The 15,407-nt window shown below is 57.6% G+C and carries 9 protein-coding genes; all 9 read right to left on the reverse strand.

Annotation, left to right across the window (positions count from 1 at the left end):
- Positions 1-4 precede the first annotated feature (4 nt).
- On the reverse strand, positions 5-1,219 hold the full coding sequence (gene manD / locus ACQE3Y_RS02475; RefSeq protein WP_426972006.1) for a D-mannonate dehydratase ManD: 1,215 nt from the start codon (positions 1,217-1,219) through the stop codon (positions 5-7).
- Between the two features lie 250 nt (positions 1,220-1,469).
- Positions 1,470-2,369, reverse strand: coding sequence for a lipid kinase YegS (gene yegS, locus ACQE3Y_RS02480; protein ID WP_426980781.1), 900 nt, complete (start codon positions 2,367-2,369; stop codon positions 1,470-1,472).
- A gap of 326 nt (positions 2,370-2,695) precedes the next feature.
- Positions 2,696-4,078, reverse strand: a complete 1,383-nt coding sequence (yegQ, locus tag ACQE3Y_RS02485) for a tRNA 5-hydroxyuridine modification protein YegQ (protein ID WP_426980782.1) — start codon at positions 4,076-4,078, stop codon at positions 2,696-2,698.
- 110 nt (positions 4,079-4,188) lie between these two features.
- A complete protein-coding gene (baeR, locus tag ACQE3Y_RS02490) occupies positions 4,189-4,893 on the reverse strand; it encodes a two-component system response regulator BaeR (protein ID WP_250650335.1) in 705 nt (234 codons plus the stop codon).
- Positions 4,894-4,903: 10 nt separating this feature from the next.
- Entirely contained in the window at positions 4,904-6,286 is a 1,383-nt protein-coding gene (baeS, locus tag ACQE3Y_RS02495) for a two-component system sensor histidine kinase BaeS (RefSeq protein ID WP_426980783.1), read from the reverse strand.
- Positions 6,286-7,698, reverse strand: a complete 1,413-nt coding sequence (gene mdtD / locus ACQE3Y_RS02500; protein WP_426972013.1) for a multidrug transporter subunit MdtD — start codon at positions 7,696-7,698, stop codon at positions 6,286-6,288. Before mdtD ends, baeS begins: the two co-directional genes overlap by 1 nt.
- Positions 7,699-7,734: 36 nt before the next feature.
- Positions 7,735-10,803: a multidrug efflux RND transporter permease subunit MdtC gene (gene mdtC, locus ACQE3Y_RS02505; protein ID WP_426980784.1), complete on the reverse strand. Its 3,069-nt coding sequence runs from the start codon at positions 10,801-10,803 to the stop codon at positions 7,735-7,737.
- Positions 10,800-13,922 carry an MdtB/MuxB family multidrug efflux RND transporter permease subunit gene (locus ACQE3Y_RS02510; RefSeq protein ID WP_426972015.1) on the reverse strand — a complete coding sequence of 1,041 codons (3,123 nt, stop codon included), beginning with the start codon at positions 13,920-13,922 and terminating at the stop codon, positions 10,800-10,802. Before ACQE3Y_RS02510 ends, mdtC begins: the two co-directional genes overlap by 4 nt.
- On the reverse strand, positions 13,922-15,154 hold the full coding sequence (locus ACQE3Y_RS02515; RefSeq protein ID WP_426972017.1) for an MdtA/MuxA family multidrug efflux RND transporter periplasmic adaptor subunit: 1,233 nt from the start codon (positions 15,152-15,154) through the stop codon (positions 13,922-13,924). Before ACQE3Y_RS02515 ends, ACQE3Y_RS02510 begins: the two co-directional genes overlap by 1 nt.
- Positions 15,155-15,407 lie beyond the last annotated feature (253 nt).

The raw sequence follows: 15,407 nt of genomic DNA on the forward strand, positions 1-15,407 counted from the left end.
TTCCTTACCAGTTCCACAGGGTGCCGTCTTCAAGGCGGGCGACCGGCAAATAGGCGGGTTCATAGGGATATTTCGCTGCCAGCTTTTCATCAAACTCAATGCCCAGGCCTGGCTTATCGCCCGGATGCATATAGCCGTTATCGAAGGTCCAGCTGTGCGGGAAGACTTCCAGCATCTGCTCGGAGTAACCCATATATTCCTGTACGCCAAAGTTCGGTACCCAGAGATCGAAATGCAGCGCCGCAGCCATGCAGATCGGCGACAGATCGGACGGGCCGTGCGATCCGGTGCGAACCTGATACAGCGAGGCAAAATCAGCGATGCGGCGCATGCCGGTGATGCCGCCCGCATGGGTAATGGTGGTGCGGATATAGTCGATCAGCTGCTCTTCAATCAGCTGTTTGCAATCCCAGATGCTGTTAAATACTTCGCCCACGGCAATTGGCGTAACGGTATGCTGGCGGATCAGGCGGAAGCACTCCTGGTTTTCTGCCGGAGTAGGATCTTCCATCCAGAACAGGCGGTAATCTTCGATGCGCTTGCCAAAGCGTGCCGCTTCAATCGGCGTCAGGCGATGGTGCATGTCATGCAGCAGGTGCTCATCGAAGCCAAAGCGTTCACGCACGGCAGCGAACAGTTTTGGCGTAAAATCGAGATACTTTTCGCTCGACCAGAGCTGCTCTTCCGGCCAGTCGCCTTTAGTGGCGGGTTCATAGGCCATGCCTTTGCCTTTTGCCATGCCGTAGGTGGTTTTCATGCCCGGCACGCCGCACTGCACGCGAATCGCCTTAAAGCCCATCTCTTTATGACGCGCATAGTCATCCAGCACTTCATCAATACTGTGGCCGGTGGTGTGGCAGTAGACCATAACGCCGGTACGCGATGCGCCGCCCAGCAGCTGATAGAGCGGCATGTTGGCGGCTTTGGCTTTGATATCCCACAGCGCCATATCAACGGCGGAAATCGCGGACATCGTGACCGGGCCGCGTCGCCAGTAGGCGCCTTTATAAAAGAACTGCCAGATATCTTCGATTTGATGCGCGTCGCGGCCAATCAGCTGCGGACAGATATGATCTTTCAGATAGGAAGCGACCGGCAGCTCGCGTCCGTTGAGCGTGGCATCGCCAATGCCGGTGATCCCTTGATCGGTGGTAATTTTCAGCGTGACAAAATTCCTGCCCGGGCAGGTAACAAAGACTTCAGCGTTAACGATTTTCATTCTTCTGACCTTGATAGCGACTTCGGATGAACGAAATCTAAGCGCTGTTGTACTACCATACAAGTAGAGATGGGCAGGAGTTCGATCGCGATCACACTGTTTCGCGCTGTCAGGTTGTGTTGTAAAGAATATGTTTAACCCACCGTCTAACAGGCCAGAAACAAGGGCATCGGGTATGATTGGAAGCAGCGAAGAGAGAGGGTAACTGCCTGGTAGCTAAAACATTTTAGCCGCAGGCAGAAAAGTTATGTCAGGCGATAAGTTCACATTGCGGCGGTAAACGGCAAGTCAGCGCTCCGGCGATGACCTCAATATGAAACTCAGTGCCGCTGAGTGGCTCGCCGTCGAGGTTAAAGGTCATCTCGTTGGGTGAAGAGATCTTCAGCCACGGCAGCGAAGCGGAAATGATATTCGGATTCTGTTCATCGCTGGTTAAAGAGTGCAGCAGCGTGGAAAGCAGCTCTTGTGAATTGACGATACTCAGATCCAGTAAGCCATCGTTAATAAATGCCCGTGGACAAAGACGCTGGCCGCCGCCTGCCTGGCGTCCATTGCCGACGCCGATCGCCAGCGCATCGCCATTCCAGGAGAAGTCGGGACCGCTGATGGCGCAGCTGTCCGCCTTTAACGCATCCATGCGCATCAAACCATGAATAAAATAGGAGACGCCGCCCAAAGCAGATTTCAGCTTTTCCGGCGTTTCGGTGGTGATACGCGTGCCGAAACCGCCAGTGGCCATGTTAATGAAATAGCGATCCTGATTAACGCGCGCCAGATCGATATTGACGGTTTCTCCCGCAATCGCCAGCCGCAGCGCTGCCTCGGGATCTTCAGGGATACCGGCGCTGGTCGCGAAGTCATTAGCGGTGCCCAACGGTAAAATCCCTAAAACCGGCCGGGAAGAGGATGCAATCTTGATCAGGCTGTTCGCCAGTTCATTAATGGTGCCGTCGCCGCCGCCCGCCACCACGGTCGTGGCATGCAGGGCAATAGCTTCCTGCAGATAACGCTCGCTGTCGCCTGTTTCCCAGGTTACGCGCACTTCAATGGGATAACCTTCAGCGCGTAGCGTAGCGATCGCCGTACGCAGCGCCTCGTTTCCCGCCCCTTTTCCATTCAGGATCACCAGTGTCAAAGCCTGTTTTTCCATGCTATTTCCCTTGGCAGCAAATATTGTAGTAAGAGTGACATCAAAACAACGCACCTGCGCAGGGGCCTGAATCCTCCACGCGTTGAGTCGCTCACTCATCTTTGTCAGACTGTTTTTATAGCACAGAAGCAGGGAAACGCTGTGCGTACGGGTGGGCTTTAAGAGCAACACGCAAAGAAAAACCCGCGCGGGGGAGCCGGGCGGGCGAATGAGGTGGTTCCTGGTATAGACTGCCGTTTCTTTTTGCTCGTTTTAGCAAGCGCGATGTTATCGACAAACCGCGCCGGCTAATGTGATCAAATTCTAAAAACTGTTATGGCGGATCATTAATTTGCGCTGGAGACGTTCGCCTCCGCGTGCGGATTACGCGTAGTGGTGCCGTTAAGATTGCGCATCAGCAGGGCAAAGTTCAAATCTACCTCCTCCGGTACCGGCAGCCAGACCATATGGCCATTGCCCGGTGCAACCTCAGCCGACTGACCTTTACTGTTTTCCAGCGCCGTCAGCGTAAAGTGCAGGTTACCGGCGGGGGTCATCAGCTCCAGGCTGTCGCCCACGGAGAACTTATTTTTCACGTCAACCTGCGCCAGCGCGCCGCGTCGTTCGCCGGTAAACTCGCCGACAAACTGCTGACGCTCAGAGATCGAATAGCCATAATCGTAGTTTTGATAGCTGTCATGGGTATGGCGGCGCAGGAAACCTTCGGTGTAACCGCGATGCGCCAGGCCTTCCAGCGTAGTGAGCAGCGAGGGATCGAACGGCTTGCCAGCAGCAGCGTCGTCGATAGCGCGACGATAAACCTGGGCGGTACGGGCGCAGTAGTAAAATGATTTGGTGCGTCCTTCGATCTTCAGCGAGTGCACACCCATCCGCGTCAGGCGCTCCACGTGCGCCACGGCACGCAGATCTTTGGAATTCATGATATAGGTGCCGTGCTCATCTTCGAACGCGGTCATATATTCGCCGGGCCGCATCGCCTCTTCAATCATAAACACTTTATCGGTCGGCTGACCGGCACCGAGCGTCGGGGTGACATCCTGCACCGGAATCGGCTCATACTGATGTACAATATTGCCGATCTCATCCTCTTTGCCTTCCTGAACCTTGTACTCCCAGCGGCAGGCGTTGGTGCAGGTGCCCTGGTTGGGGTCGCGCTTGTTGATATAACCAGAAAGCAGGCAGCGCCCGGAATAGGCCATGCAAAGCGCACCATGCACAAAGATCTCCAGCTCCATTTCCGGCACCTGCTGGCGGATCTCTTCAATCTCTTCCAGCGACAGCTCGCGGGACAAAATAACGCGCGACAGCCCCATCTGTTGCCAGAATTTCACCGTCGCCCAGTTAACCGCGTTGGCCTGAACCGACAGATGGATCGGCATCGCGGGGAACGCGTCGCGCACCATCATGATCAGGCCGGGATCGGACATAATCAGCGCGTCCGGCTGCATATCAATCACCGGCTGGAGATCGCGGATAAAGGTTTTCAGCTTGGCGTTATGCGGGGCGATGTTCACAACCACATAAAATTTTTTACCCAGCGCGTGCGCTTCCTGAATACCCAGCGCCAGATTCTGATGGTTAAATTCGTTGTTGCGCACCCGCAGGCTGTAGCGTGGCTGACCGGCATACACGGCGTCTGCGCCATAGGCAAAGGCGTAACGCATATTTTTCAGCGTACCGGCCGGAGAGAGGAGTTCCGGTTTAAACATAATATTCTCAGTCTGATGTCAGGTCAGATATTGCTGACGGGCACAGCAAAATTGATGGCCCGTTAAAAGGTGAGAAATTCTAAGCGGCTGAAGCAGCGATGTAAATTGCGCTAGATCAAGCGACACGCATCCGCCTCCCAGCGGTAGCCCATGCCGTAGACGGCGCGAATAAAGGGCTGATCGGCGTCCAGCGCCTCCAGCTTGCGGCGCAGGTTTTTGATATGGCTGTCGATGGTACGATCGGTGACCACGCGATAATCGTCATAAAGGTGGTTTAACAGCTGCTCGCGCGAAAAGACTTTACCCGGTTCCTGCGCCAGCGTTTTCAGCAGACGAAACTCGGCGGGCGTCAGATCGAGCGCTTTTCCCGCCCAGCTGGCCTGAAAACGCGCTTCATTTACCAGCAGCGGCGACGGCGGTGCGGTATCTTCCTGGCTGCGCTGACAGCGACGCAGAATCGTTTTTACGCGCGCCACCACTTCACGCGGGCTGAAGGGCTTACAGATATAATCATCCGCGCCAATCTCCAGCCCCAGCAGGCGATCGATCTCTTCGATTTTTGCGGTAACCATTACAACCGGCAGATCGGAAAAGCGGCGTAGCTCACGACAGACGGAAAGGCCATCCAGCCCGGGCAGCATCAAATCCAGCAGGATCAGGTCCGGCGGCGTTTGTTTTACAAAAGCAAGAACCTCGTCGCCACGTGCCAGATGATGGGTGCGGTAGCTGGCCGCCTGCAGATAGTCGATCATCAGCTGAGCGATCTTTGGTTCATCTTCCACAATCAGGATAAGGGGCATGTTAAATTCGGTCATGGCTGGCTATTCAGGATTTATCGTGCGGCAATTCTACCCTGATTTGCAGTCCACCTAAATCAGAGTGATCCGCCGACATCGTACCGCCATGCGCTTCGACAATATTGCGGCAGATCGCCAGACCCAGCCCTGAGCCGCCGCTGGCGCGATTGCGGGAGCCTTCGGTGCGGTAAAAACGCTCAAATATTTGTTCCCGTTGCGCGTCAGCAACGCCCGGCGCGGAATCATCAATCAGCAGCTGCCAGCGATCCGTTGTGCTTTGCAGCGTCATTTTTACCGTTCCTCCCGCATCGGTGTAACGCAGGCTGTTTTCCAGCAGATTGGTAAACAGCTGGATCAGCCGATCGGGGTCGCCAAAAAAGGGTGCCTGCTCCACCAGCGACAGTTGCAGCCTTAAAGCATGACTGGCGTAGCGGGCATAGAAGTTACCGGCGACCAGCTCCAGCAGCGCCGTCAGGTCGGTTGGGCTTTTGCGATAGGCGAGGGCGCCTTCATCCGACAGTGACAGCTGATGGAGATCGTCGACCAGCTTGGTGAGCGTGGCGACCTCCATCAGCAGCGAAGTGACCGCTTCAGGCGTCAGTTTACGCACGCCATCCTGCATCGCCTCCAGCTCGCCGCGCAGGATCGCCAGCGGCGTACGCAGCTCGTGGGAAATATCTGCCATAAAGGCGCGCCGCATGCTTTCGTTTTTTTCCAGAGAGCTGGCAAGACGGTTAAAATCCTGCGCCAGTCGCCCCAGCTCATCCTGACTGCTTACCGCCACCCGACTGGTAAAATGACCTGCTGCCAGCTGGTGGGTGCCAGCAACCAGCCGCCTGACCGGAGCCAGCAGCCCACGCGACATCAGCCAGGTCACCGCCGCCGCCAGCAGCGTTGACAGTCCGACAATCAGCCAGCTGGTTCGCCGCTGCTGCTGATCGAAATTAATATCGGCGCTGCGCGTCAGGCGCTCCGGCGGCGATCCGATTACCCAGCCGACAACATGCCCGCTGTCGGTATTAATGGCGCGGCGGATCCCCTCCTGCGGCACCGGTGAGCGCGGGCCGATCAGCACATGATAGCGCTGGTCGATAATCCAGAACTGGGTGCGCCAGCCATGCGGCGGCAGATGATTACTGGTATCTGGATTCTGCTCCAGCGAGCGCAGAATAGAAAACACCAGCCGGTTATTGTTGCGCAAAAAATCCCAGTTGCCGTGCTGCTGATACTGATCTGCCAGCGCCTCGCTCAGCAGCGTCAGCCGCTGTTCATTGCCGCGCTTGATGTAATCGATAAAGCCGTGCTCAAAACTCAGGCGGACGCCCCAGTGCATGGTGATCAGCACCAGCATGCAGGTAGAAAAAATAGCGCAAAACAGCTTCGCGCTGATGCCAAAACGCAATTTACCCATTAGCGCGACGATCTCCCGCGGCCCAGCGCCGCATTCTTACTTGATGCTTTTGGTACGCGCCAGAAAACCAGCGCTGGCAGCGCGATCACCAGCGCCACGCAAATCCAGGTATAGATAAAGGTTTCATGGGCCATTTCGCTGTCGATAGCGGCGTGATGACCAAAAGCGCCCAACAGCAGGCCAGCAATGGTGACGCCAATACTCATCGCCAGCTGCATAATCATCGACAGCAGGCTGTTGCCGCTGGAGGCGAGATTATCCGGCAGCTCTTTTAACGTCAGCGTATTCATTGAGGAGAAGCGAATAGCGTTTACCATCCCCTGGAAAAACAGCACGATCGGCAGCGCCCAGACCCAGCCCATCAGCGCCACCAGCGGAAACAGCAATACCACGCCCGCCAGCGCCAGGGTGGAGCCTACCAGTACATTACGGTAGCCAAAGCGGTTAACGATCTGCACCACGATGCGCTTCATGCCCATATTGCCCAGCACCATCGGGATCATCATCAGACCTGCATGAAACGGACTGTAGCCCATGCCAAGCTGTAAAAACAGCGGGGTAAGAAATGGCAACATCCCACTGCCGATACGTCCGGTCAGGCTGCCCAGCAGGCCGATTGAGTAGGTGCGGTTGTTGAACAGCTTCAGGCTGAACAGTGCGTTATCATTGGCCCGCGCATGCATCAGATAGAACAGCAGCGAGAAGACGCCCGCCAGAATCAACAGCCCCAGCGCCAGCGGCGAATTGCCGGATCCGTGTTGCCCGTCCAGCGCCAGCGTCAATGTCGCCATGCCCGCCGCCAGCAGCAGAAAACCGGAAAAGTCGAAGCGGCGCGTCTGCATAGAATAGTTAGGCATCAGCATAATGGTCGCCAGCGCCCCCAGAATCCCCACCGGCAGGTTAATCAGGAAAATCCAGTGCCAGCTGGCATACTCCACCAGCACGCCGCCCAGCGCCGGGCCAACCAGCGGGCCAATCTGCCCCGGCAGCGTGACAAAGGTCATGGCCGCCATATATTGCTCACGCGGCACGATTTTCATTACCGTCAGGCGGCCCACCGGCACCAGCATCGCGCCGCCGAAGCCCTGTAGCACGCGGGCCAGTACCAGCTGATTCAGGGTTCCCGCCAGCGCACAAAACAGCGAACCGAGGCTAAACAGCACGATGGCAGCAAAAAAGATGTTGCGCACGCCAAAGCGGTCCGCCAGCCAGCCGCTGAGCGGCAGCGTTACCGCCACCGTCAGCACATAGGAAACCACCACCGAATGCATCTGGAGCGGATCGACCCCTAAATCGCGCGCCATTGTGGGCAGGGCGGTATTCACAATGGTGGTATCCAGCGTCTGCATAAAAAAGCCAATGGCAACGATCCACAGCTGCCAGCGTACCGATGCAGATTGTGCATTCTTCATAGTTCGCCCCGGTTATGTCTTAAGCCTGGCGGCCGGTTAACCGGCGACCGCCAGCGGTTTTTTCTGTCGCCGCAGCTTGTCCATATAGAGATAAACCACCGGCGTGGTATAGAGCGTTAACAGCTGGCTCATTACCAGCCCGCCAACAATGGTAATGCCGAGCGGCTGACGCAGCTCCGCGCCGTCGCCGCTGGTCAGTACCAGCGGCAGCGCGCCCAGCAGGGCGGCCAGCGTGGTCATCACTATCGGACGAAAGCGCAGCAGTGACGCCTGGAAGATTGCTTCGCGTGCGCTCATGCTGCTGTTGCGCTGCGCCTCCAGCGCAAAGTCCACCATCATGATGGCATTCTTCTTTACGATGCCAATCAGCAGCATAATGCCGATCAGCGCAATCAGGCTAAAGGGCGCGCCGAAAAGCTCCAGCGCCAGCAGCGCGCCAACGCCCGCCGAGGGCAGCGTAGAGAGAATGGTCAGCGGATGCACATAGCTCTCATACAGGATGCCCAGCACAATATAGACGGTAGCGATCGCCGCAAGGATCAGCCACAGCTGGCTGTTCTGCGTCTCTTTAAACACCTGTGCGGTACCGGCAAAGCTGCCGCGCACGCTGGAAGGCACGCCCAGCGCGGTAATGGTGCGCTCAATCGCCTCTGACGCCTGCGACAGCGAAACGCCTTCCGGCAGGTTAAAGGCGATGGTAGACGCTGCCGACAGTCCCTGATGATTCACCGAGAGCGGCGCATTGGCGGGCTGCCAGCGGGCAAACCACGACAGCGGAATGGGCTTGCCGTCGCTGTTGATCAAAAACATCTGATCCAGCGCACTGATATCCTGGGTATAGCGCGGATCCACTTCCATGACCACTTTGTACTGATTAAGCGGCTTATAAATGGTGGAGATCTGGCGCTGCCCAAAAGCGTTGTTCAGCAGGGCGTTAGCGTCGGAAACATCAATGCCCAGCCGCGCCATGCTTTGCCGATCGTAAGTCAGCGCCATTTCTGCGCCTTTGTCCTGCTGGTCGGAACTCACGTCCGCCAGCTCCGGCAGCTTGCTGAACGCCGCACGAATTTTCGGCTCCCAGTTGCGCAGGTCGCTTAAATTATCTGACAGCAGCGTGTATTGATAGCTGGCGTTGGCCTCTCGTCCGCCAACGCGAATATCCTGCACCGGCATCAGAAACAGGCTGGCACCCGGCTCCTTCGCCAGCTTGACGCGTAGCCGGGCAATCACCTGTTGGGCGCTTTCAGTACGCTCGGAGAGCGGCTTCAGTGAGATAAACATCGAGCCGCTGTTGGTGCGCGAACCGCCGGTAAAACCGGTTACGTTATCCACCGCCGGATCCTGACGAATGATCTGCATAAAGTCCGCCAGCTTGCCGCGCATTGCCTGGAAAGAGATACTCTGATCGGCAGAGATAAAGCCCATCAGGCGGCCAGTGTCCTGTTCAGGGAAAAAGGTTTTTGGAATGGTGATATAGAGATATACCGTCAGACCGATGGTGGCCAGCAGCAGCAGCAACGTCCAGCGCGCCCGCTCCAGCACCCAGTGCAGTGAGCGGCCATAGCCGCGTTGCAGGCCCAGCAGCAGGCGGTTAAAACCTCGGGTGCGTGGCTGGCTGCCAGCCCGTTTCGCCTTCAACAGCCAGGCGCACATCATCGGCGTCAGGGTGATAGAAATCACCAGCGAGATCATAATCGCTACCGACAGGGTGACGGCAAATTCGCGGAACAGCCGTCCCACCAGCCCGCCCATCAGCAGTAGCGGAATAAATACCGCCACCAACGAGATGCTCATCGACAGCACGGTAAAGCCCACTTCGCGTACGCCCTGCAGCGCCGCCTGCAAGGGTTTCATCCCCGCTTCGATATGGCGGGAAATATTCTCCAGCACCACGATAGCGTCATCCACTACAAAACCGGTGGCAATGGTGAGCGCCATCAGCGACAGGTTGTTGAGACTGAATCCGCACAGGTACATAGCGGCAAAGGTGCCAATCAGCGAGACCGGCACCGCCACTGCCGGAATCAGGGTCGCGCGACCTGAGCGCAGGAACAGAAACACCACCAGAATCACCAGCGCCACGGCAATCACCAGCGATTGTTCTACCTCTTCCAGCGAGGCGCGAATGGTCGGTGAGCGATCCTGTGCCACCGCCAGATTAATGGCGGCGGGAATAATTTCATGCAGCTCCGGCAGCTCGGCGCGAATGCGGTCAACGGTCTGGATCACGTTGGCGTCAGCGGTTTTGCGGATCACCAACAGCACCGCCGGTTTAGCGTTGGTCATCCCGGCGTTGCGCACATCCTGCACCGAGTCGGTAACCGTGGCGACATCCGCCAGGCGCACCGCTGCGCCATTGTTGTAATGCACCACCAGCGGCTGATATTCCGCTGCGGTTTTCAGCTCATCATTGGTTCTGAGCTGCCAGCGCTCTCCAGGGTTTTCCACTGCCCCCTGCGGACGGCGCACGTTGGCGTTGGCGATCGCCTGACGCACCGCATCCAGCGAAACGCCCTGATTAAACAACGCCTGTGGATTCAGCTGCACCCGCACCGCTGGCAGCGAGCTGCCGCCAACGGCCACGTCGCCAACCCCTTCAATCTGCGCCAGCTTTTGCGCCAGCTGCGTCGAGGCGTAGTCATACATCTGACCAGGCGTCCAGTCATCGGAGGTCAGCGTCATAATCATGATCGGCGCATCGGACGGGTTCGCCTTGCGCCAGCTGGGACGGGCGGGCATCCCGCTGGGCAACAGGCTTTGCGCGGCGTTGATCGCCGCCTGCACATCACGCGCCGCGCCGTTAATATCGCGATCGTAGTCAAACACCATAATGATGCGCGTACTGCCCAGCGAACTGGTGGAGGTCATTTCACTGACGCCGGCGATACGCCCCAGCGAACGCTCCAGCGGCGTCGCTACCGATGACGCCATGGTTTCCGGCGACGCGCCCGGCAGCGAAGCGCTAATCATAATCACCGGGAAATCGACCTGCGGCAGCGGCGACACCGGCAGCAGGCGAAAGCCAAGTATGCCGACCAGTGCAATCGCCAGCGTTAACAGCGTGGTGGCGACCGGGCGGTAGATAAACAGCGCAAAAAACTTCACGACTGCGCCTCCCCGCGCTGCAAACGGCGACGCGTGTAGTGCGCCAGGCGATCGAACAGCAGGTAAATCACCGGCGTGGTAAACAGCGTCAACACCTGGCTGAGGATCAGCCCGCCGACCATGGCAATGCCGAGCGGACGACGCAGTTCAGCGCCGACGCCGGTGCTCAGCATCAGCGGCAACGCGCCCAGCAGCGCCGCCAGCGTGGTCATCAGGATGGGACGAAAGCGCAACAAACAGGCCTGATAGATGGCGTCATAGGGCGTTTTACCCTGTTCGCGCTCGGCGGCAAGGGCGAAATCGATCATCATGATGGCGTTTTTCTTCACGATACCAATCAGCAGAATAATGCCGATGATGGCAATAATATCCAGCTCGTGACCGCTCAACAGCAGCGCCAGCAGCGCGCCTACACCGGCGGTGGGCAGGGTAGAGAGGATGGTGATAGGATGGATAAAGCTCTCATACAGTACGCCAAGCACGATATACATCGCCACAATGGCGGCCACAATCAGCCATACCGTGCTGCCCAGCGCCGCCTGAAACGCCAGCGTGCTGCCCTGAAAGCGGGTCATGATTTCCGACGGCATCGCCAGATCTTTTTCCGCCGCGCTAATCGCCTGCACCGCTTCGCCCAGCGAATAACCGCTGTTGAGGTTGAACGAGAAGGTGGTTGACGGGAACTGATCGAGGTGGTTAATCGTCAGCGCGCCATGCTGCTGCTCAACCCGGGCAATGGTGCTGAGCGGCACCGTGCCGCCGTCGCTGGTAGCGATGCGGATAGCCTCCAGCGCCTGCAGGCCAGGCGCGTTTTGCGTATCCTGCTCCAGCACCACACGATACTGATTGGCCTGGGTGTAAATGGTGGAAATCAGCCGCTGGCCGAACGCGTTATACAGCGCGTTATCAATATCGCTCATGCTGATGCCGAGGCGGCTGGCGCTGTCGCGGTCGACTTTAACATACGCCTCCAGTCCCTGATCCTGCCAGTCGCTGCTGACATCCTTCAGCTGCGGCAGCGTACGCAGGCGCGCCAACAGCTGCGGCACCCACTGGCTTAACGACGCCAGCGAGCCGGTTTGCAGCGTAAACTGATACTGCGTGCGGCTCAGCTGGGTATCGATAGTTAAATCCTGCACCGGCTGCAGCCACAGCGTGACGCCCGGCACGCGCGCTACCGCGCTTTGCAGACGCTCAATCACCGCCGGAATACGATCGTCACGCTCATCCAGCGGCTTCAGGTTAATCTGGACGCGTGCGCTGTTCAGTGCCGGATTGGTGCCATCAACGCCGACGAATGAGGTGACACTCTGCACCGCCGGATCGCGCTCAATAATCGAGGCGACATCGCGCGTGCGCTGCGCCATGCTGCTGTAAGAGACGCTTTGCGGTGCCTGCAGCGTACCCTGAATAATGCCGTTATCCTGTAGCGGGAAGAAGCCTTTGGGTATGAACATCCACAGCAGCAGCGTCAGGACCAGCGTACCCAACGCCACGCCCAGCGTGAGCCACGGATGGTTTAACACGCGGGTCAGCAAGCGACCATAAACGGCGATAATACGCTCGAACATCGCTTCGCTGGCGCGGGAGAAGCGGTTCTGACGGCGCAGCGATTCCGCATTTAGCATACGTGCACACATCATCGGCGTGAGCGTCAGCGAGACAATAGCGGAAATCAATATTGCCACCGCCAGCGTAACGGCAAACTCGCGGAACAGACGTCCGACGATATCGCCCATAAACAGCAGCGGGATCAGCACAGCAATCAGTGAGAAGGTGAGGGAGATAATGGTAAAGCCAATCTCACCAGCCCCTTTCAGCGTGGCGGCCAGTGGCTTTTCCCCCTGCTCGATATAGCGGGATATGTTCTCGATCACCACTATCGCATCGTCCACCACAAAACCAGTGGCGATAGTGAGCGCCATCAGCGTCAGATTATTCACTGAGAAGCCGAGCAGCCAGAGCACCGCAAAGGTGCCGATCAATGATAGCGGCACCGCTACCGCAGGAATAATGGTGGCGGGGACGTTGCGCAGAAACAGGTAAATAATCATCACCACCAGCGCCAGCGCCAGCAGCAGCTCCAGCTGCACATCATGCACCGAGGCACGAATATTGGTGGTACGGTCGGAAAGTAATTTTACTTCGACCGATTTCGGCAGCGAGGCGGTCAGTTCAGGCAGCAGGCTACGAATATTGTCGGCGGTCGCGATGATATTCGCTCCCGGCTGGCGCTGAACGTTAAGCACAATCGCCTGCTGCCGGTTGGCCCATGCGCCGAGCCAGCTATTTTCTGCACCCTGTTCAACGGTAGCGACATCGCCCAGCCGCACCGGCGCGTTATTGCTGTAGGTGATAATCAGCTGACGATAATCTTCCGCCGACTGCATCTGGTCGTTGGCCGACAGGGTAATTGAGCGCTCCGGTCCGTCAAGGCTGCCTTTCGCTGAGTTAACGTTGGCGTTGGCGATAGCGGTACGTACCGTTTCGCTGTCAAGACCGAGTGCCGCCAGCGCCTGCGCATTCATTTTTACACGCACTGCCGGACGCTGCCCGCCCGACAGCGTAACCAGCCCCACGCCGCTAACCTGGGAAATTTTCTGGGCGATACGGGTTTCCACCATATCCTGCACCTGCGTCATCGGCATGCTGGTGGTGGTCACCGCCAGTGTCATAATCGGCGGATCGGCGGGGTTGACCTTGCTGTAAACCGGCGGATTGGGTAAATCATCCGGCAGCAGGTTGGTGGCGGAGTTAATTGCCGCCTGCACTTCCTGCTCAGCGACATCCAGCGGCAGCGTAAGCTGAAACTGTAAAGTCACAACCGAAGCACCACCGGAACTCTGCGACGACATCTGCTGCAGCCCGGACATCTGTCCGAACTGACGCTCCAGCGGCGCGGTAATGGCGGAGGTGACCACATCGGGGCTGGCGCCAGGATAAAGCGTGACCACCTGAATGGTGGGGTAATCCACTTCCGGGAGCGCGGAAACCGGCAAAAAGCGATAGCCCAGAATACCGGCCAGCAGAATAGCGACCATTAACAGCGTGGTGGCGACCGGTCGCAGAATAAAGTGGCGCGATGGGCCGCCGGTGGCATTAGGAGGTAAAACCTGCATCAGGCGCGATCTCCTTTTGCGCGCGCGGGCTGAGTGGCTTTATCGCTGGCCAGCGGCGTTGTTTGCGGCGCTACCACCTCTACTTTTGCCCCTTCCGTCAGGCGATCCAGCCCGTCGGTGACCACCCGTTCGCCAGCATCCAGCCCGGCGCTGATAACCACTTTTTCGCTATCCTGTAGCCCTGGCTTGACGCTTTTCTTACTCACCTGGTTCTCGCTGTTGATGACCCAGACGAAATTGCCTTCGCTGCCCATCTGCAACGCGGCAACGGGAATTACCACTGCGTCATGCAGCGTATTGACCTTCAGGCGCGCATTCACAAACTGATTGGGAAACAGACGGTCATCCTCGTTGCTGAAACGGGCCTTCAGCTTGATGGTACCGGTGGTGGTGTCAATCTGGTTATCCAGACTAAGCAGCTCGCCCTGCGTCAGCATGGTGCTGTTACTGCGATCCCAGGCCTCTACAATCAGCGGCTGGCCCGCTTTCTGCGCCTGTAAAATTGGCTGAATGTTATTTTCCGGCAGGCTGAACAGCACATCGATCGGGTGCGTTTGCGTCAGCACCACCAGCCCGGTGCTGTCACCGCTGGTGATATAGTTGCCGACATCGACCTGCTTCAGGCCGACGCGACCGGCAATCGGCGCGGTAATGCGGCTGTAGGTGAGATTAAGCTCGGCGCTGGCGACGCTGCCTTCGTCCGCCTTGATAGTACCCTGGGTTTCACTGACCAGCGACCGCTGGGTATCCAGCTCCTGCTGAGAGACCAGGCTGCTCTTCGCCAGTTTTTGATAGCGCACCAGATCGCGCTGGGCGTTAGCCAGCGTTGCCTTATCACGCGCCAGCTGTCCCTGCGCCTGTGCCAGCGCCACCTGATAAGGACGTGGATCGATCTCCGCCAGCAGCTGACCCGCCTCGACCTGTTGCCCTTCCTGAAAATGAATCGCCATCAGCTGGCCGTCAACGCGGCTGCGCACCGTCACCGTATTGGCGGCGGTGACGGTGCCCAGACCAGAAAAGTATTGCGGTACGCTTTGCGTCTGCGCGGTGGCGGCCTGTACCGGCGCCAGCGGCATGTTACGCCTGCCGTTTTTGCCGCGCGGCTGCTGTTGGGAGGCGTTTGTGGTGCTTCCGCCATCACCTTTAGGCCATAAAAAATAACCGGCAACGGCGACCAGCGCGACAAGGATCAATAACAGAATTTTTTTAGATATAGAGCGTGAGGCATTCATTGCTGTTTATTGCTCTCCGGCAGTGTAATCAATAGTTCCAGGCGGGACAGTCAGGCTATTCCCGCAAAGTTAACCAGTGTAGTTACCAAACAGGATAAAAAAATGAAGGAAATAAGAATATCTGTAAGGCAGCCGTAAGGCTGACGTAAGTATCCGCAATCTCATCAGATGAGACAAATCAGAGCAGGGCATCAGAAACTGATACAGAAGCACAGATGTTTGCTACGCTCATCAACAGGTTGGCAATACATTA

The sequence above is a fragment of the Pantoea sp. FN0305 genome, from assembly GCF_050113845.1.
Taxonomy (GTDB): Bacteria; Pseudomonadota; Gammaproteobacteria; order Enterobacterales; family Enterobacteriaceae; genus Mixta; species Mixta alhagi.